This window comes from Thermotoga sp. RQ2 (assembly GCF_000019625.1).
Classification (GTDB): domain Bacteria; phylum Thermotogota; class Thermotogae; order Thermotogales; family Thermotogaceae; genus Thermotoga; species Thermotoga maritima.
In genome coordinates, this window is the sequence record NC_010483.1 from 307,797 (window position 1) to 326,446 (window position 18,650).

Annotated in this window: 21 protein-coding genes; 6 read left to right on the plus strand and 15 right to left on the minus strand. The window is 49.2% G+C overall.

Going from position 1 to position 18,650, the window contains the following annotated elements; all coding sequences use genetic code 11:
* Positions 1-157: 157 nt before the first annotated feature.
* The gene (locus TRQ2_RS01640; RefSeq protein WP_011942970.1) at positions 158-1,315 is read left to right on the plus strand and encodes an AAA family ATPase; all 1,158 of its coding nucleotides are present in this window, start codon (positions 158-160) and stop codon (positions 1,313-1,315) included.
* A 54-nt stretch (positions 1,316-1,369) separates the two neighbouring features.
* On the opposite strand, the gene TRQ2_RS01645 is transcribed toward TRQ2_RS01640, so the two are convergent.
* The 7 genes from TRQ2_RS01645 to TRQ2_RS01670 form a co-directional block, all read right to left on the minus strand.
* Entirely contained in the window at positions 1,370-1,720 is a 351-nt protein-coding gene (locus TRQ2_RS01645) for a nucleotidyltransferase domain-containing protein (RefSeq protein WP_012310469.1), read from the minus strand.
* Positions 1,671-2,081, minus strand: a complete 411-nt coding sequence (locus TRQ2_RS01650) for a HEPN domain-containing protein (protein ID WP_012310470.1) — start codon at positions 2,079-2,081, stop codon at positions 1,671-1,673. Before TRQ2_RS01650 ends, TRQ2_RS01645 begins: the two co-directional genes overlap by 50 nt.
* Before the next feature lie 18 nt (positions 2,082-2,099).
* Positions 2,100-2,219 carry a WD40 repeat domain-containing protein gene (locus tag TRQ2_RS09585; RefSeq protein ID WP_010865162.1) on the minus strand — a complete coding sequence of 40 codons (120 nt, stop codon included), beginning with the start codon at positions 2,217-2,219 and terminating at the stop codon, positions 2,100-2,102.
* A gap of 267 nt (positions 2,220-2,486) precedes the next feature.
* Complete coding sequence (wecB, locus tag TRQ2_RS01655) at positions 2,487-3,566, minus strand: non-hydrolyzing UDP-N-acetylglucosamine 2-epimerase (RefSeq protein ID WP_012310471.1); 1,080 nt, start codon at positions 3,564-3,566, stop codon at positions 2,487-2,489.
* Entirely contained in the window at positions 3,563-4,657 is a 1,095-nt protein-coding gene (locus TRQ2_RS01660) for a glycosyltransferase family 4 protein (RefSeq protein ID WP_011942974.1), read from the minus strand. The genes wecB and TRQ2_RS01660 overlap by 4 nt, the downstream gene beginning before the upstream one ends.
* Positions 4,658-4,662: 5 nt before the next feature.
* Positions 4,663-5,373, minus strand: coding sequence for a queuosine precursor transporter (locus TRQ2_RS01665; RefSeq protein WP_012310472.1), 711 nt, complete (start codon positions 5,371-5,373; stop codon positions 4,663-4,665).
* Positions 5,373-6,248, minus strand: a complete 876-nt coding sequence (locus tag TRQ2_RS01670; protein WP_012310473.1) for an MBL fold metallo-hydrolase — start codon at positions 6,246-6,248, stop codon at positions 5,373-5,375. Before TRQ2_RS01670 ends, TRQ2_RS01665 begins: the two co-directional genes overlap by 1 nt.
* Positions 6,249-6,365: 117 nt before the next feature.
* On the opposite strand from TRQ2_RS01670, the gene TRQ2_RS01675 reads away from it, so the two are divergent.
* On the plus strand, positions 6,366-6,707 hold the full coding sequence (locus TRQ2_RS01675) for a hypothetical protein (protein WP_041434285.1): 342 nt from the start codon (positions 6,366-6,368) through the stop codon (positions 6,705-6,707).
* Between the two features lie 25 nt (positions 6,708-6,732).
* On the opposite strand, the gene rpsR is transcribed toward TRQ2_RS01675, so the two are convergent.
* The 4 genes from rpsR to TRQ2_RS01695 all read right to left on the minus strand — a co-directional run bounded on the left by rpsR (position 6,733) and on the right by TRQ2_RS01695 (position 8,318).
* Positions 6,733-6,960, minus strand: a complete 228-nt coding sequence (gene rpsR / locus TRQ2_RS01680) for a 30S ribosomal protein S18 (protein WP_012310475.1) — start codon at positions 6,958-6,960, stop codon at positions 6,733-6,735.
* Positions 6,961-6,974: 14 nt separating this feature from the next.
* Positions 6,975-7,400, minus strand: a complete 426-nt coding sequence (locus tag TRQ2_RS01685) for a single-stranded DNA-binding protein (protein ID WP_012310476.1) — start codon at positions 7,398-7,400, stop codon at positions 6,975-6,977.
* Positions 7,400-7,786, minus strand: a complete 387-nt coding sequence (gene rpsF, locus TRQ2_RS01690; RefSeq protein ID WP_012310477.1) for a 30S ribosomal protein S6 — start codon at positions 7,784-7,786, stop codon at positions 7,400-7,402. Before rpsF ends, TRQ2_RS01685 begins: the two co-directional genes overlap by 1 nt.
* A gap of 76 nt (positions 7,787-7,862) precedes the next feature.
* The gene (locus TRQ2_RS01695) at positions 7,863-8,318 is read right to left on the minus strand and encodes a metal-dependent transcriptional regulator (protein WP_012310478.1); all 456 of its coding nucleotides are present in this window, start codon (positions 8,316-8,318) and stop codon (positions 7,863-7,865) included.
* Between the two features lie 77 nt (positions 8,319-8,395).
* On the opposite strand from TRQ2_RS01695, the gene TRQ2_RS01700 reads away from it, so the two are divergent.
* Positions 8,396-8,710 carry a hypothetical protein gene (locus tag TRQ2_RS01700; RefSeq protein WP_238514460.1) on the plus strand — a complete coding sequence of 105 codons (315 nt, stop codon included), beginning with the start codon at positions 8,396-8,398 and terminating at the stop codon, positions 8,708-8,710.
* On the opposite strand, the gene TRQ2_RS01705 is transcribed toward TRQ2_RS01700, so the two are convergent.
* From TRQ2_RS01705 to TRQ2_RS01720, 4 genes are read right to left on the minus strand one after another with little or no spacing between them, the layout of a single operon-like run.
* Positions 8,698-10,041, minus strand: a complete 1,344-nt coding sequence (locus TRQ2_RS01705) for an NAD(P)/FAD-dependent oxidoreductase (RefSeq protein ID WP_012310480.1) — start codon at positions 10,039-10,041, stop codon at positions 8,698-8,700. The genes TRQ2_RS01700 and TRQ2_RS01705 overlap by 13 nt on opposite strands.
* A 3-nt stretch (positions 10,042-10,044) precedes the next feature.
* Positions 10,045-11,685 carry a CehA/McbA family metallohydrolase gene (locus TRQ2_RS01710; RefSeq protein WP_012310481.1) on the minus strand — a complete coding sequence of 547 codons (1,641 nt, stop codon included), beginning with the start codon at positions 11,683-11,685 and terminating at the stop codon, positions 10,045-10,047.
* Between the two features lie 13 nt (positions 11,686-11,698).
* Positions 11,699-13,804: a carbohydrate ABC transporter permease gene (locus TRQ2_RS09860; protein WP_012310482.1), complete on the minus strand. Its 2,106-nt coding sequence runs from the start codon at positions 13,802-13,804 to the stop codon at positions 11,699-11,701.
* A gap of 9 nt (positions 13,805-13,813) precedes the next feature.
* Positions 13,814-15,076, minus strand: a complete 1,263-nt coding sequence (locus TRQ2_RS01720) for a carbohydrate ABC transporter permease (protein WP_012310483.1) — start codon at positions 15,074-15,076, stop codon at positions 13,814-13,816.
* A 94-nt stretch (positions 15,077-15,170) separates the two neighbouring features.
* Here TRQ2_RS01720 and TRQ2_RS01725 point away from each other — a divergent pair, with 94 nt between their 5' ends.
* The 3 genes from TRQ2_RS01725 to TRQ2_RS01735 all read left to right on the plus strand — a co-directional run bounded on the left by TRQ2_RS01725 (position 15,171) and on the right by TRQ2_RS01735 (position 18,650).
* Entirely contained in the window at positions 15,171-16,430 is a 1,260-nt protein-coding gene (locus TRQ2_RS01725; RefSeq protein WP_012310484.1) for an ABC transporter substrate-binding protein, read from the plus strand.
* A 124-nt stretch (positions 16,431-16,554) separates the two neighbouring features.
* Positions 16,555-17,871, plus strand: coding sequence for an NCS2 family permease (locus TRQ2_RS01730; protein WP_012310485.1), 1,317 nt, complete (start codon positions 16,555-16,557; stop codon positions 17,869-17,871).
* Between the two features lie 38 nt (positions 17,872-17,909).
* Positions 17,910-18,650, plus strand: a complete 741-nt coding sequence (locus tag TRQ2_RS01735; RefSeq protein ID WP_012310486.1) for a basic amino acid ABC transporter substrate-binding protein — start codon at positions 17,910-17,912, stop codon at positions 18,648-18,650.

The window sequence follows — 18,650 nt, forward strand, 5'->3', positions numbered from 1 at the left end:
ATACCTACAAGTTGAAACCAGTCCGTTCATCGAAAGTGTTTTTCTGAAGTCTGTCGAACCTGTCCGGTGTCTGTCGAGTTTGTCGACGGTGTCGAGACGGTAACAGGAATTTGTAGTATAATCTAAACAAAACAGAAAATAATACAGGGGTGATTTTGTGAAGCAAACGGTGGCCGATCTTTTGAGTGTTCTGGTGGACAGACCGCTCAGAGAAGGCGAATCAGAGTACCTGGTGAACAGGGCCAGGGAGATAAACTATCTGAACTCAATAGCACTTCATCAACCTTTTGGGATTGTTGGTGTTTCTGGAGAGACGGGCATTGGAAAAACGACGGTACTCAACTTCGTGAACCCGGAAGGAGTATTCACGGTCAGGGTGAACATCTCGCTCAGAGACTCCATGGAGAGCATACTCTACGATCTTTTGCACAGTCTGGCGCTTTCCCTGGAGAAGGTGGAGGGAGTGTCGGATCTTGCAAAAGAGGTTAGAAAGTGGATAACGGATGAAGTTTCAACCATAAAGGGCTTTTCCCTTGGTGTTTCCTTTGGTGTGAACGCCAGCCTGACACACGAGAAATCGATCAGACCGAGGTTCAACTTCTTCGAAGCCAGAGAAAAACTCGGAGAACTGATAAAACAGACGGTTCAGAGAAAGGGAAAATTCCTTCTGATCATAGACGAACTGGACAAGGAGAAGAAGGAAGACGTTCTCAGGGTGATAGATTCGATAAAGAACTTCATCATCATGGAGGACTTTGTCGTCATACTTTCTCTTCCCTTTTCGATATACCGCGAATACGCTGCCGACAGACTGAGATGGAACGAAGCAGGAAATCTGGAAAACATATTCACGGACATCGTTTTTGTTGAGACTCTGAAGAAACTTGAGATCAAAGAGTTGATCATCAAAAGGCTTGGATCTTACATTGAACTCATCGAAGACGGAGTGCTCGATATAGTGGCCGGTTTTTCCGATGGAAACCCAAGAGACGGCCTGTGGATATTGACAAAGGCGATCTACGACAACATTCACAAGGAACTGTTGAGTAAAGAGGATCTGATCAACACGATCAACAGGACGATATCAGAGTACACCGGGCTGACTCTGAACCTGACAGAAAACCAGAAAAAGGCCATTCGAGTCCTGAGAGGTTCTGTCTACTCCAGAGAAAAGATCATAGAAACACTTCAGAAAGAGGGCTTCAAGCGAACAACGGCGTACTCAGTCATGGATCAACTCCTTCAAAAGCGGATACTCCTTGTTGAAAAGGAAGGCTACAGGATCTCTGGAAAGTTCAGTTACATGGAGATCTGACGGTTTGTCGATCCCGTTCGGCGTCTGTCGAGTTTGTCGAGGTTGTCGAGATTTCTATAACGCTTTATAAACAACCACTCCACCCTCGATCATCTTCGAGATGGTCTTTTCCATCTGTTTGTATTCACTCAGAGAGTAGACGTGCGGTTCCAGTCCTTTCAATTTGATGGTCCTTTTCACTATTTTGTAGGCATCTTCTCTGATTGGATCATCATAAACCACAAGGAGATCGATATCACTGAAGGCGGTGAAATTCCCCTTTGCATAAGAGCCGAAAAGTACCACAAGTCTCACAGGAAGTTTCTTCAGGAGTTGTGGAAGGGAATTCCTGATGATTCCCAGGACCTTTTCCCTTTTATATTCTGGATAGAAGATCTTCGCAGAATCGGATGATCTTTTCAGCATAGTTCACCAGCCTTTCGGCTTCAATTCTGGAATACCTGTTTCTGGGAGATCCGGAAGGAAGGGCATCCGGGTACCTGGTGGGGATATAGGCTTTGTCCAGTTCAAGGGCGAAATCCATGAGTTCTTCAGGGATTTCAAAACGGCTGGAGAGTTCCCCGAGAAAATCCGGTACAGAATATCCCCATGCCTGTGCACCCATTCTCTGGAACACAGCTTTCACGGCTTTTTCTGCTGCCTGCTGGGAAGAAAAGCATGCCCAGTTGTAGAAGCCGTGCTCCAAATCGTGTTTTGCATGCTCCAGATCATCTTTTGCCGCATCCAACCAGTCTTTGCTTCTCTCCAGATCAATACCACCTTTCAATGGGGACTTCTCAAACTATTATAAAACACGCCAGATCTCAACGGTGCCGCAAATATCACCTACAGCCAGGTATTTTCCATTCGGTGAAAAGGTAACAGATCTCACGATTTTTGTGTGCTCTTTCAACGTTTTGATCAATCTACCATCAGAGACTCTTCAGATTCTGAGGGTATCGTCAAGATCTCCCGAAACCAGGTACTCACCACATTTTACTGCTCCATCTCACACTCTCGCTCCACAGCATAGACAGAGCTTTTTCATGACTTCCTTTCAATCCCTTAGAGGGATTCTGACGACTCTCGGGTGTATCTGAAACCACGGGTGGATGTTTTTCTCGTGTAGTTCTGGATTTTTTAGTTTGTGTTATCACCGGGACTTGTGCGCTCTTTCTTCACTCAAAGAGACTCAATGAATTCCTCGAAGGCTTCGAAACCATTCCTCTATCACCTCAACGATCTTTCCAGCGGCGTTTCCGTCGCCGTACAGTCCTGATGGATAGTCCGAACGGTCTTCTTCCATGGTCACGTCGAAGAGATTCTCTTCGCTGGCTAACTTGTTCCATCCCGCTTTGACGAGTTCTCTCCAGCCCGTATCCGGCATCACGACTATCGCTCTTTTCCCCGCAAAATACGCTTCTTTCTGAAGACCACCGCTGTCTGTCACCACCTTCCAACACCTTTTTACGAGTCCCATGAGGTTCAGATAATCTACCGGGTCTATCACAACCATACCTTCCAGGAGGTTTTCGAGGCCGAATTCCTTCACTCTATTTTTCGTCCTGGGATGGATGGGAAAGACTACTTTCTTCTCTCTGGAGATTCTTTTGAGTTGCTCTAAAATCTTTCTCAGCTTCACTGGATCGTCCACGTTGAAATCCCTGTGGAGAGTAACGAGAATGAATTCGTTCTCTTTCAGCCCCAGCTTTTCGAACACATCGTATCTGAATCTATCCTCCATTTTCAGGAAAAGATCGTACATCACATCCCCCACAAAGTAAACTCCTTCTGTGATTCCTTCTCTCTCGAGATTCTTCACCGCGAGTTTGCTTGGACAGAAAAGAATCTGAGAGACTCGATCTGTGACGATCCTGTTTATCTCCTCGGGCATGTCTTTGGGATGCTGTCTCAACCCTGCCTCAACGTGTGCGACAGGTATTTTGAGTTTTGCAGCCACGAGCGCGCCAGCCAGAGTCGTGTTGGTGTCACCGTAAACCAGAACAAGATCAGGTTTTTCCCTGAGGAGAACCTTTTCAAACTCGATCATGATCTTTCCCGTCATTTCTCCATGTGTTCCAGATCCCACGTTGAGATTGTAATGAGGTTGTCTGATTTCAAGAACTTCAAAGAACACATCTGACATGTTGTAGTCGTAGTGCTGTCCGGAGTGAACGAGGATCTCCTCTATCCCCTTCTCTTTGAATTCCCTGTGAAGCATCGCCTCTTTTATGATCTGAGGCCTTGCACCGACCAGTGAGAGTACTCTCAACCCATGACTCTTTCCAGAAATTCTTCTTCCTTCTTCTTGTCCCACACGAATCCCTCCTGATGTCTTCTAATATTCTCCAGTATCTCTTCATATCTCTGACAGGCGTTTTCTATTCTCTTCAAGCTTTCTTCAACGTTTGCCGGGTCTATAACAACTCCTATTCCCAGATCCTCAACTATCTTTGCCATCGAAACGAAAGAATTCTTCACGATAACGGGTGTTCCGGCAGCGATGGAGTCGTAGAATTTGTGCGGCAGAGCGTACAGATCGTTCTTGTAATCTTCTCTCCCGATAGTGCTGTACGATATCAATGAAAACATGCTTTTTGAGAGTTCTCCCATCATCTTTTCGTACGGCAGAAAAGATGTGTACGTGTGCGGAACATCGGAAAACGTTTCTGAATCCATTCCTATTATTCTGAAGGAAAATCCTCTTTCGACAAGTGCTTTTACGAGCCTCTTTTCATGAATGAGATTTCTCGTTGTTTTTCCTACCAGAACGATTTCCATCCTCTTTTTATCCGGATCTGGTTCGATTTTCATCGATGCGTAGTTTGGTACAACGAAAGTTTTCTCCGGGTTCAGTCCGGTCTTTGCCACAACATCGTTCCGTGTTTCTTCAGAGACGAAGATACACAGGTCAGACAGCTGAAGCTGTTTTTTGAATATCCTCCACATCACAAATTCTTTCAGATCACTCAAAGGCCTGGGAAGAGTTTTGAGAAAATTCTGAGGATGATACTCGTGTATATCGTAGACGATCTTTTTTCCACGCTTTTTAGCCACAACGAAGGGTTTTAGAGGTTTTGTAGCCGGAAAGTGATGCATGTAGAGGATATCGTAATCCTCACTCTCTACAAGATGACAGATTTTTTCATCGAATTGTTTTCTTTCAACGGCTTTCTGGAAAATATTTCCCCTGTTCGAACATTTCACGGGGATGTATCTGATGTTATTCTCCTTAAAAGGTAGCTCTTCTTTCTCCGTCCAGTACTGGTAAATAACTTCACCTTTCTTGGACAGAGCCTGAACTGTTCTGAAGACCCTCTTGTCGTTTCTCAGGTGCATGTATCCAATGACGAGCACTTTCAAACCGCTCACTCCTTCTGAAGATAAGGTTCACTGCTGTTCAACATCCACCCCACACCCTTCACTACGACCCACGTGTCAAGGTAGTCGAAGAGCCACTCAAAGAGCGTGGTCCAGATCAGAAAGACCGTGATCGTTCTCAGGGAGAAGTACCCGGTGAGGGCTCCGTAGAAGAAGATCACGTTGTCCACAAGCTGGGCCAGTTTCGTTGCAGCGTTGTCGCGCAGCCACAGGTGTTTTCCGAAAAGTCCCTTCGTTCCCTTCAAAAAATCCTGAAACCTCGCCTTGAATATACCGGACGCGATGAACGCAAGCCAGCTGAAGAGCGTGGTTCTCCAGACGGGGAGAAAGAGAGCCTTCATGTGTTCGTGTGCCCAATCTTCGCTGGAAGGGATGTAACCGAGCGCGATCAGCATCCCCACCAGAAACACGACCTGGGCAAAGAAACCCACCGCCACCAGTCTCTGCGCCTCTCTGTACCCGTACACCTCGGTCACGATGGCGATCAGCGTGACAAAGAAAGGCCCGAGGAAAACCCCGGCGTACAGCTGAACACCGGGAAGCAGTTCGTACGCCTTCAAAACGGCGACGTTCATGTAGAGAACAAGAATCGCTCCAAGAGCGTACATTCCTTTCAGGCCGAAGAAACGTATCGCAAAGAAAACAAGAAGAACTCCCACAAGATACTCGAGTCCAAGGAACATCCAGTTCACCAGCATCAGCACTGCCTCCACACAAGAACGTTGTCTCTGAATTCCCTCTCTATCTCTTTCCTGTCCAGAAGAAAGCTCAGATACGCGTGAACGGTGGATCTGTAGAGTACATACTGTGTGAGATTCTCCAGGGTGATTTTGAATCTATCGAAGAGCTGTTTCATCAGTTCGTCTGTGCTCACAGGACTTTCTGCGACTTCCAGAACGGCGTTGATGATGTTCTCCACTGCCTTTCTGTTTTTCTCCACAAGTTCACCGATGTTTCGAGTCACTTCACCATGAGACGGAACGTAGCAGCTGTAGTTTGTCTTTTCAAGAAAGTCGAGCGTTTCAAGGAACTTCTCCACGCTGTAGATGACGAATATTCTGTGTTTTCTCAGTGTTTCTTCAGAAAACACGGCGTCTGCACAGAAAAGGACACCATCCACAGCCACTCCGATCTGGTTCGGTGAGTGTCCAGAAAGAGGTACTATCTCAAGATCCACGCTCTCAATCGTGATGGTTCCCTCTTCGATCGCCTCATCGACAGCGGAGGGGTCTGCCATGAGAAACTTGTTTCTGAGTTCACCTGGAGGATGAGCACCGTACAGGTAGAAAGGCTCAAAGACGGTGTTTTCTATGATCTCTTTTTCCATCTTTGGGGCGAACACGCGGGTGGAGAAGCGCTTTTTCAGAAAGGCGTTCCCACCGCAGTGGTCGGCGTGAGAGTGGGTGTTTATGAGATACAAAGGAGGCTTTTCCAGAAGTCGAGAAATCTTTCTTGGAACGCTCTCATCGAGCCCGCTGTCCACGAGAACGGCGGTGCTTTCTGTGTACACAACACCTATGTTCACCGGATTTGGAACGTAGGCCACTCTCTCTGTGAGACGCTTTATTTCCACGGTTTCAGGACCTCCCGAAGATCGAGTCTTTGGAAGATCACACCAGCCACTTGATTTTATCCTCCACAAATGGTAGTATTTCTCAGAGCCCAGTTTTTTGTCAAGGAGGTTTTTATTATGAGTATGCACGAGCATGAACATGAACACGAACACACAACGGAAGTTTTCAGCCTGATCGATCAGGATGGAAACGAAGTCTTCTTCCACAAGCTGGGAGAAGTGGAGGACGAAGGAAATATCTTTTGGGTCTGCGAAGAAGTCTTCCTGAACGACGCAAGAGACATGATCGAAGACCTCGGTGAAGTCTACATCTTCAAAGCAGACGACACTCCGGAAGGCGTGATGCTGGAAGGAGTAGAATACGCAACGGCTCAGAAAGTCTTCGAAAAGTGGCAGAACAGCATACCCGATATCGAAGAGATCTTCTTCGAAGAAGACACTGAAGAGGACGGAGAATGAAGAAGGGCGCCGAAGCGCCCTTCTTTCATATCTTCAGGTAAGGAAGTAGTCCCATCTGTCTTGCCCTCTTGATGGCCACCTTCACCATTCTCTGATGCTTGGCGCACGTTCCGGTGAGCCTTTTTGGAATGATCTTTCCCTTGTCGGTGAGAAATTCACTGAGAAGCCTTGTGTCTTTATAATCAACGTAATCCAATTTCATTTCACAGAGTCTGCACTTCTTGACCTTCTTCTTTCTCCTCCTGTAAGCCATCAAACACACCTCCCTCAAAATGGTGGTTCATCTTCACTGAAGGTATCGCCGGAAAAGTCTTCCTCCGGTATCTCCAGTTCCTCTTCAGTCTCGCTGACTGTTTCGGTGGGCTTTCTGTCCATGAATCTCACAACGTTTGCAACAACTTCTGGAGATACCCTTTTTTCTCCAGACGGTGTTTCCCATCTTCTCATTCTCATTTCACCTTCGACGAGAACGAGCCTTCCTTTGGTGAGATAGGTTCTAGCGAACTCTGCCAGTCTTCCAAAGGTGACGATCCTGAAGAAATCAGTCGTTTGAGCGTCGTCCGGCGCGTTCTTTCTGGGAACCCTGTCCACCGCTATCGTGAAGGTGGTGACGGGAGTTCCGCTGAGCGTGTATCTCTTTTCGGGATCTCTCACGAGTCTTCCTATGAGTATGATCTTGTTGAAGAAAGACATTAAGCTTCGGATCCTCCTTCACTCGACTCGATAGCTTCAGCAGCTGCCTTTTCTCTCTGCGCCTTTCTCTCTTTCTTTTCCAGGTCAAACCTTCTGAAGGTCTGCCATCTGATGATCTCCGGGGTTATCCTGTAGAAATTCTCCAGTTCCTGAAGGTGCTGTCCGTCACACCTGAAGTAGATCACCGTGTAGTCTCCTTCGCTGAACTTTTTGATCTCGTAGGCGAACTTCCTCATGCCCATCCTTTCGACTTTGTCGATCTTTCCCTTGACCCTCTCTTCGATGATTCCTTTGACTCTTTCGACGAGTTTTTCTCTTTCTTCTTCTGGTACGTTTGGAGCGATGATGAACATGCTCTCGTAGATCCTCTCCTTCACGTAAGCCACAAAAACTCACCTCCCTCGGACGTTCGGCCCCACCTCCGGACGGGTGGAGCGGGATTTCACTCTCACGATTATACCATCACCTTTTGAGTCTGCAAAGGGTTGGAAACTCTCCTGTTTCCAGATATTCTTTGAAGCCCTTTATGCATATCGGCGTTATGTGTGGACAGTGGGTGAGGAAGTTCATGAAATCAACGACCCTATCGGCGATACTCTCCTCGAGATTGAAGAAGATCTCCCACGCACCCTTTTCTGCCTCTTCCTCATCGAGGAACAGGATCTTCTTCAAAAACTCCTTCAGGTTGTTGAAGCGCTCAAGCTCTTTTTGAGCGAGTTCCATTCCCTTTTTTGTCAGAGAGATAGGACCTCTTCTCACGTAATTTACGAGCTTTTTGTTCGCGAGGTCTTCCAGAATCTGCTTCGCGGAGGGCATTTTCACTTTCAAAAAGTCCGATACTCTCTTCAGTCTCGTGCTTCCCTCTTCCGTTGTCAAAAGAACGGCGAGTAGATACCTTTTTTCCGTTGGTGATAACATATTTCTACCTCCCTTTAAGGTTATTCTAACACAGGTTTTAAAGTGGTAGAATATTCTCGAGTGCAAATGAGGGAGGGATGGACTTGAGATTCTTCGGAATGGTCCTGATACTCCTTGGGGTACTCATTCTTCTTTCTGTCTTCAACGTCTTCGATGTTTCCTTTGGAAAGTTTCTGGGCTTTGTCTTTGCGGCACTCTTTGGTTACACGGGGGTGAACGCCCTCGTGAGGAAGGGCTTCCCTAACGGGCTTGTCTCCTGTGCGATAGCCCTCGTTCTTGTGCTTCACGTTTTCGGTGTCCACAGGTTCACCTTCTGGGAAGGTTTCGTTGTTTTCTTCTCTGTTCTTCTCATAGAGTGGGGATTCTTTGCGATTCTCTCTCACAGGGGCTGAATCTTCATTCCCATTGCTCTCATGTAGCCCATCGATGTGGCGTACTGGACCGATCTTGTCCAGCCTGAACAGTCTCCGATGACGTGAAGGTCTTCCACCACGTCGTTGAGGAACTTGTTGGTGTAGAACTTCACCTCGACCGCGTAGAGCAGGTTGTCGAAGTAAGCAGCCCCCGGTATCACCCTGTCGAGGTTCTCAACGAAGTCCACAAGGGACTCTCTTATCTTCGAGGGGAACACGAGGTTCGCGTCTCCGAGAATGTAACTTTCCGGGTCCAGGGTGGGGTGGACCCTTCCAAGCCTTTTGGTCCTTCTGAACTCTTTGAAATCACCATACGTCTGGAGAATCACTTTTTCCCTGTCTCCTGCGAGGATGTTTGCAAGCTTTGCGAGATTCACCCCGTAGCCCGTCGGGTCTTTGAAGGGCTCTGTAAAACGCGTGGTGACCAGGATGGCAAAGTTCGTGTTCTCTGTCTTTCGAAGACTGTCCGAGTATCCGTTCACCGTGGTGAAGTCCTCGTACTTTTCCAGGGTCACCTTCCCTGCCGGGTTCTGACAGAAGATCCTGCAGATGTAACCCGTTTTGGTCCTGTAGCGAACCTTCACCTCGTACATATCGGAGAATGGATCCATCACGTGGTTCGGGAGTTCGTACCTGACACCGATGTCGACGAACTGGTTCGGCTTGACAAGCTGTGGATATTTCTCTTTGAGACGCTCCATGAGTCTGTGTCCGCTTCTTCCAACGGCGATCACGAGCTCGTCGAACTCGAACTCTCCCCTGTTCGTGTGCACCCTGTGGGGAGGGCCGAACTCCACATCCTCCACAGCGGTTCCAAAGAAAAACTCTATGTTCTCAAAGGAGGAGAAGTACTCGTATATGTTCTTGTTAGTCTCTTTCAGGATGTCCGTTCCAAGATGGAAGAAATAGGACTTCACCGGTTCGAAGCCGTGGTGATAGAAGCGCTTGTAGATCTCTTCGTTCGAGAAGGACTCTCCGAACTCTATCTTCCTGCCATCCCTTTCGAAGGACTTCAGGTAGTTCACGATGCCTTCTCTTTTATCGACGGTGGGAGTGTAGCCGGAAAACTTCAGGTAGAACTCCACCGTCTTCGCCTGGATCTCAAGGGGAATGTAGATCTCTCCTCCCATGCCGTGGGAGATGAAGATCTTCCCATCCATCCTCACACCGGAGATGGTGTTGTGGGAGTAGTCTCTTCCCCTCTCCAGAACGGTGATTCTGTAGTCTTTCACCCTTTCGCTCTCTACAAGGCCGTTGATGAACCCGATGGCGCTCGCTCCAAAGCCGACTATTCCAAGTCTCTTCAACATTCATCACTCCTCGAGCAGTTTCTTTCTCAATTCCTCGAGCGTGACGACCTCCCCTTTTATCTTCTCCAGATAGATCTTCCTGTACTCCTCATCACCACCCGGGACGATGTATATTTTACCCTTGAAGTTCTCAATAGCCTCGAGCTCTTTGTCTGAAAGCTTCTTTGCAAAGCTCAATCCGCCTTCTTTGGGAGTTGAGATGATGAGGATGTCCACACCTTCCAGGTCCTTCAGCATCACTTTCGGGTACTTCACGTTGTAGCCTCTCTTTTCCAGTTCTTCTACGAGCGCTTTGAGTTCTTCCAGGTGATCGTTCTCGTGGAGCGTGTCGATCATGATCACACCCTTCAGTTTCTCTTTCACAGAGAAACCGCTCGACTGGACGAGTTTTCCATCCACAACGAAGGAAACACGATGGTAGCCTTTCTCCAACGGTTCTGTGGGAACGACGAACCTTTTCACCTGGTACGGTGAGAACTTCATTTCCACTTCTCTCAGCGGGTTTTCATCGAGAAGGACAGAAAGCTTCACATTCTGGTCCTCACCGGTCACGTTGTAGATCTCGAAGTAGACCTTCGCCGATTCACCGTCGTGTATCTCTTCTGGAGAGACTCTCACACTGTTCACATAGACAGGAGAAGGTGTCTGGAACCAGATCGGTGAGGTGACTATCTCATCACCGTCGAACTGTTTCATATAGACGAAGTACCACTCGTATCCATCTGGAGGCGTGACCGAAAGGGTCAAGTTCAGTTGCTCCGTGTTAGGTCTGAGCTCCAGAACGGTCCCGCTCTGAGAGATAACGGCAAGATAGAGGAGTTTTTCCGTGTCTTCGTACTCGAGGCTGATCGTCTGTGGAGAGAGATCTTCCACAGAAACGATATCCCCCATCAGATGGGAGCCGCTCTTCAAGAGCGCTTTGACGTTCTTGTCTTCGCTTCCGAAGGTGTGCCTCTTCCAGAGGGCATCCATGATGTCGTCGTAGGTCAGAGCGTCTGCTACGATACCGGTTCTTCCTTCGTTCGCGCTCCCCCAGTTAGGCTTGTGGTTGTCCTGTCCCACGGTAGCACCGAGGTGCCATCCTTTGTTCAGAGCGAGGATGTAGTTTCCGAACATCTCTTCGTTTATCACGTCTCCGGAGGACCAGTTCCCGTTTCCCACCTCGATCAGATTCACATACTGGTCCGCTTCAGGAAAATAGCGGAACGAATCGAAGGTGCCAAAGGTGCTTATGGGGTGGTTGAACTGGGCGAGTTTTTTGTGTTCAACGAGCCACCTGTAGAAACCTTCTAGAGAACTTTCCTGGTTTCTGTCGATCCACTCGAGAGACTCGTACACGTTTATGTGCCCCACTCCCGCGGTCCATTCGAAACCCTGAAGTGCGACGAATTCACCGTCTTTTGTGTGCCTCTCCGCGGCAAGCTTCGTCAAATAGGGTTTTGTCTTTCCGTTGATCTTCTGGGCGAAGTAGTAAGCGTGGTCCGTCACCGCGAGAACGTCGAGGTACCTTTTCGCGTATTCGTAGGCCTGGTCCGGTGTTCCGGAACCGTCGGAGTAAGACGTGTGCGAGTGAAGGTTTCCGTAGAAGATCTCTCCAAAGACCGCACAGGAAAGAATCAGAAGCAGAAGAACGAGCTTTTTCATATCATCGCCTCCTTCATTTCAATCCGGTCCTCGCGATTCCCTGAATGAAGTACTTCTGGGTGAAGATGAAGAGTATCACCACGGGGAGTATCGAGAACGTAGCGGCCGCCATGAGCAGGTTGTACTGAGTTCCCACGTCTGAACTGAACGCCTGGAGTCCCACGGGCAGTGTTCTGTACTTTTCGCTGTTCGTGACGATGAGGACCCACAGGAACGCGTTCCAGCTTCCAACGAATTTGAGAAGTGCGGAGGTGATGACGGCAGGTTTGCTGAGAGGCACCACCATCTGCCAGAGAAATCTCCAGTGAGAACACCCGTCTATCTTCGCCGCGTCGAAGAGTTCTCTCGGTATGGTCAAAAAGTGCTGTCTCAGAAGGAATATTGCAAAGACACTGACGATCCAGGGAATTATGAGGGCGTAGTAAGTGTCGATCCAGCCGAGTTTCGAGATCGTGATGAAGTTGGGAACGAGGAGCACCTCACCCGGGATCATCATGGTCGCAAGGAAGAGTCCGAAGATGAAGTCCCTTCCGGGAAAGACCATCCAGGAGAAGGCGTACGCGGCCAGGGAGGCGGTGACCACCTCGAGCAGTGTCGTTGTTGTCGCAACTAAGAACGTGTTGAAGTAGTACCTCGGGAACGGAGCGGCGTTCCAGGCATCGACGTAGTTCTGAAAGATGTTGGCCAGCACCTCGGAAAACGAGAACTTGAGTTTCACAGAGTCGATGGGCTCGTCGCTCAGAAAGACAGAAGGAACACCCTCCAGAAGGATCTCTATCACTTCTCCTCCCTTCACACGGACTTCTTTCACGAAGTCCGGGGCGTCCACGATTTTCCACGAACTCATCGTGTCCTCGTAGGCCTTTCTGAGAAGAGAGACGTTTCTGAGATAACTGGCGACTTCGTTGAGAAACTCTTCATCCAGACCAAGCTGAGAGAGTTTCGACTTCAAAATTTTATAGGTGTTGCTTCCAGCGAGTTTGACGTCCATTTCAGAGATCATTTGCGAGAAATTTTCTGTTTCGATTCCGTTTTCCTGCGCGAGGGAGATCAGAGAAGAAACAACCGGCTTCACCGAAGCGATGGTGAGAAGATCCACGCGGTGTTTCTCTGAGAGTTCTTTCTCTTTCAAAGAGACGTAGTCCTCAACGGGGCTTTCCGATTCCTCCAGGAGCCTTTCCACGAGCTCTCTGTCGGGGAAGTTTCCGATCTTTTTCAAAAAGAGAGCCTTTCTTTCATCTTTTTTCATCGAGCGGGCGACGATGTCTTTTTCCACGGCAAGTTTCTGAACGCTCTGGAAGAAGCCGCTGACCTCAAGGTAGTAGGAGACGTTTCTTTTCACCTCTTCGAAGGGAGAGGCCACGTTCTTTCTGTAGACAGGAACGAGCGGGTTGTCTCCAGAATATTCGAGCTGTAAACCATCGAGAAGTTCATAGAGTTTCTTCACTTCTTCGTCGGAGAGAATGAGAGTGGTACCCGCCTTCATGCCGAGCACCTTTTCCTGGAAAGAAGAGAGTTCACTGCTCACGGTCTCGAGAAAAGAAAGAAATCTTTTCCTTTCCTTCTCATCTTTTATTCTGATGTCCACAAAGCGCTTCATCTGAGAGATGGTTCTCAGAGCCCCTTCAGTTGAACTCAGAATTTCGTTCACCAGCTTTGCCCTCTGAAAGTACGGATCCGCACCGCTCTTGTAGTATATGAAGAACTGTTCGAAAAACTCTTCCGGTGTTTTCCAGGAGAATTCCACCGGGGATTTCGAGGAGAGTTCTTTGACTCTTTCAACATCCACCCCTGTTGTGTATTTTGCCCCTTTGAGGGGGATCGTCATCGTTCCTCTGTAGAACGGGTCGTCGTTCACCGTGATGGTGAGCAGATTTTCCTCTGCTGTTTTCAGAGCGTACGCTTCTCTCAGGCTGACTCCTTTTGCGACCCTCTGGACGCCCGGTTTCAGGATCACTTTTACATCGCGCGAGAAAGCGAAATTCTTCGTGTAGAAGCTCGGGGGCCACTGCTGAACCTCCGAAGGTGCTTTGAAGGAGGTGAGCAGCATCCAGATGAAAGGCCCCAGCATGACAACGGCACCGAATATGAGAAGGATGTATATGACCAGCTTCTTCACGCTATCACCTCACGAGACATATTCGACCGCTCTTCTCCCAACTCTGTACTGGATGAAGGTGAATATCAGAATGATCGCAAAGAGGATGTAGGCCGCCGCCGAGGCAATTCCCATTCTCTGCTGTCTGTAGAACAGGTCGAACACGTAGTACACGAGCGTCATACCGCTGTTGTTGTACGGTCCCGGAAGTCCATCGTAGAGAACGTAGACTTCCGCAAAGACCTTGAAGGCTCCTATTAGGGAAACTATGAGCAGGAAGAAGGTCGTCGGCGACAAAAGCGGCCAGGTGATGTAGAAGAACTTCTGCAAAGAACTCGCACCATCCACCTCCGCCGCTTCGTAGTAAGACCTGTCTATGTTCTGGAGCCCCGCAAGGAAGATCACCGCATCGTACCCGACGGTCTTCCAGACGGAGACGATGGCTATCGTGGGAATGGTCCATCTTTCGTCTTTCAGCCAGGAGATGGGTTCTATGTTGAACAGAGAGAGGATGTAGTTCAAAAGACCGAATTCGTCGTTGAAGATCCACTTCCAGACGAGGGATATGGCCACAACTGATGTGACGAAGGGTATGAAGTAGGCGGTCCTGAAGAACACCCTGAACTTCACGTTGCTGTTCAGAAGAAGAGCGATCATGAGAGAAAGGAAGATCTGTGAAGGCACACTCAGTATCACGTAGTACAGCGTGTTGGTGAGCGCCTTCAGGAAGAGATTCTTGTCCTTCGCGTCGAGCAAAAAGTTCACAAGTCCCGGAAGAGACGAGTTCAGCTCCACGAAAACGAAGACCGCAAGAAACAGAATGAACCAGAACCAGGTGTTCTTGAACTCCACTCGCTTGAAGTCGTACACCAGCCAGCTCCAAGAGATAGCCGCAATCAGGAAGGAGAGGATAGGATTTTCCACGTTGAAGAGGTTCAAAACGATGTAAACCAGTACTACAGCGGCGTTGGAGATGATACCTGAGAGGGTTCTTTTCTTGATCAGGTGGACGATCAGCATCACGATCGCGCCGGCAACCGCAAGGTGAAAGAAGGTGTTCAAAACGGTGAAGACGAAAGAGTACTTCGGCGGGTAGTCGAACTTGAAGATCTCGATGTAGTTGTCAAGACCCGTGAAGTAGGGATTCTTCATGTTCCTGAAGTCCCACTTGAAGAAGCTCAGAACGAAAGAGAATCCAACTGGCCAGAAGACGAACATCCCAAGGATCACAAGTGACGGAAGAAGAAAGAGGTACGCAAGAACCGCTTCTCTCAGCTTCTTCGAGGGTTTCATACTCAGACCTCTCTTTCCTTGAGTTTCTTCACATTCAAATTATAACCTATGCGGTATAATTCAAGGGGAAAACATCGAGAAAGGAGGGATTCCTGTGAAGAAATTTCTCGTTGTTCTCATGGTGGTTCTCAGTGTTTTTGCCCTCGCGAAGGTGAAGGTCACGTTCTGGCACGCCATGGGCGGGGGACACGGTGAAACTCTCCAAGAGATAGTGAACACCTTCAACGAACTCCACCCGGATATCGAGGTCGAAGCGGTCTACGTTGGAAACTACAGTGCACTCTCTCAGAAGCTCCTCGCGGCAGCACAGGCAGGAGAACTTCCCACCATCTCGCAGTCCTATTCCAACTGGACGGCGAAGCTCATCCAGAGCGGTGTCGTGCAGCCTCTGAACGAGTTCGTGAACGATCCAAAGATAGGCCTCACGAAGGAAGAGTGGGAAGACATCTTCAAGCCTTTGAGAGACAACTGCATGTGGGGAGACACCATCTACGCGGTCCCGTTCAACAAGAGTCTCTACATACTCTATTACAACGCGGATGCTTTTGCGATGTACGGCGTGGATGTTCCCAAAACGATCGATGAGCTTTACGAAGCGGCGCGAATCATGACAGAAGACCTCGACGGAGATGGAAATATCGATCAGTACGGTTTTGGCTTCAGAACGACCGTTGACTTCTTCCAGATACTACTTCTTCTGCGCGGTGGTTCCATCCTGAAGCAGGTCGATGGAAAGTGGGTCTCCAACATCGACAGTCAGGAAACAAGGGACGTTCTCGCTTTCGTGAAGAAGATGGTGGACGATGGTATCGCGTACTTCCAGGGTGGATACCTCAACGATATCTTCGGTCAGCAGAAGATCATGATGTACATCGACACGATAGCGGGAAGACCCTACGTGGAAAGCTCCACGAAGGGGAAGTTCACCTGGAGCTGGGCACCTGTTCCCACCTGGGTGACGAACAAGGTGCCGTTCGCCGGAACAGACATCATCATGTTCAACACGGCAAGCGATGAGGAAAAACGTGCCGCCTGGGAGTTCATGAAGTACCTCATCTCACCAGAGGTCACCGCTTACTGGGCGATCAACACAGGGTACATACCTGTGAGGAGAAGCGCCCTTGAAACGTCGATCTGGAAGGAAGCGGCTAAATCCGATCCTCTGATCGAAATACCGCTGAAGCAGATAGACAACGCCATGTTCGACCCGCAGATAGGTGTATGGTACGAGATCAGAACGGTGGTTGGAAACATGTTCTCCGATTTCATCAACGGAAAGGTAGACATGGAAACTGCGATAAAGACGGCGGATCAGAAGATAAGGGAGTATCTCAAGGAAGAGTACGGTGAGTGAGCGGGAGGCTGTTCCTCCCGCTTTTCTTTTGTTTAAAACTCCTTTAAAGAAAACATGAGAAAATCAAAACAAAGTACGGGATCCAGAGATCCCCTTAAATTTTTTATATTTGGAGGTGAGCTGTGTGTTCCGTCTCAAAGAGAACGGGACGAACGTGAAAACGGAGATCTTCGCGGGTATCGCCACTTTCCTCACCATGGCCTACATCGTTTTTGTGAATCCTTCCATCCTCGTTCAGGCAGTCGGTGTGGACGCGAGCAGCCCCCTGTACCAGCAGTTCTTCGGAGCCTTCATGGTCGCAACGATACTGGGATCCGCCACAGCCACTCTCGTCATGGCCTTCTTCGCGAACTATCCTTTCGCACTCGCACCCGGTATGGGACTGAACGCGTACTTCACCTACACCGTGTGTCTCGGCATGGGGATAGACTGGAGAGTGGCCCTCGCTGCCGTGTTCGTTGAAGGTCTGATCTTCATAGGCTTGACACTCGTTGGGTTCAGAAAGTTCGTCGCCGGGATCATACCCGAGTCCATAAAAGTGGCCATCTCCGCGGGTATCGGTTTCTTCATCGCGTTCATAGGGTTGAGAAGCGCGGGAATCGTTGTATCCAATCCTGCCACTTCCGTTGCCCTCGGTGATCTCACGAATCCCGGTGTATTCGTGACGGTCGTGGGGCTCCTGGTGATCGTGGCGCTCTACCACAGGAAGATCCCGGGAGCGGTGATGATAGGGATTCTCGTGGCCACACTCGTAGGTGCCATCCCCGGCATAGGAGTCACGAAGTACCAGGGAATCGTCGGTCCTGTTCCAGATATATCTCCGACGTTCATGAAGCTCGACTTTTCTGGATTTTTGAGCCTTGACTTCTGGATCGTAGTCCTCACCTTCTTCTTCGTTGACTTCTTCGACACACTCGGTACCATCACAGGACTCGCTCAGAGCGCCGGTTTCATGAAAAACGGAGAGCTTCCAAGGGCGAACAGGGCGTTCCTCGCGGACGCGATAGGAACTTCCGTGGGTGCACTCTTTGGAACTTCGACGGTGACCACGTACATCGAGAGCGGTGCGGGTATCGCGGAAGGAGGAAGAACTGGCCTCACGGCCCTCGTCGTTGCACTCTGTATGCTCGCCATGCTCTTCTTCGCCCCTCTCGCCCAGACGGTTCCTGGATACGCGACCGCTCCCGCTCTGATCTTCGTTGGAGCGCTCATGATCGGAAACCTTGGAAGAGTGAAATGGGACGACATCACAGAAGCGCTCCCCGCGTTCATCACCGTTATAACTATGCCACTCACGTACTCCATAGCCAATGGAATAGCGCTCGGCATCATCTCCTATGCACTGGTAAAGCTCTTCTCCGGGAAATCGAAAGAAGTACACTGGTTCACGTGGATTCTCGCTCTCGCCTTCGCTTTGTGGCTGCTCTTCATAAAGCATTGATATGCAGCATTGTGTTATAATAAATCGGAGGTGGTAATATGAAAAAATTACTCGTGGTTTTGGTTCTTCTGGTTTCGATCGTGATCTTCTCTGGAGTCATCAACGAGATCAAAAGCAGAGGGTACCTGCTCGTTGGACTCTCTGCGGATTTTCCTCCGTTCGAGTTCGTTGATGAGAGCGGAAACATCGTGGGTTTCGATGTCGATCTCGCAAAGGAAATCGCGAGAAGACTCGGTGTTGAACTGAAGATCGTCGATATGACCTTCGACGGACTCATTCCGAGCTTGCTCACAAAGAAGATCGATGTGATCATCTCCGGCATGACGATCACAGAGGAGAGAAAGAAGGTCGTGGCCTTCTCCGATCCGTACTTCGACGCAGGACAGGTCATCGTGGTGAGGAAGGACAGCGACTTCCGACCGAAGACCTACGAAGATCTCGTGGGGAAAACCGTGGCCGTTCAGATCGGTACCACCGGAGACATAGAGGTTTCAAAGTACGAAGGTATCAAGGTCGTCAGGTTCGATAAATTCACGGACGCGTTTCTCGAACTGAAGAGAGGCCGAGCAGACGCGGTGGTGCTGGACTCCGCCACGGCAAGGGCCTTTGTGGCGAAGAATCCGGATCTTGTTATCTCGAGTGGAGTGCTCTCCAGCGAGCAGTACGGTATCGCCGTGAGGAAAGAGGACACGGATCTTCTGGAATTCATCAACAGCGTTTTGAGAGAGCTCAAAAAGAGTCCGTACGACGTGCTCATAGAAAAATGGTTCTCAGAGTGA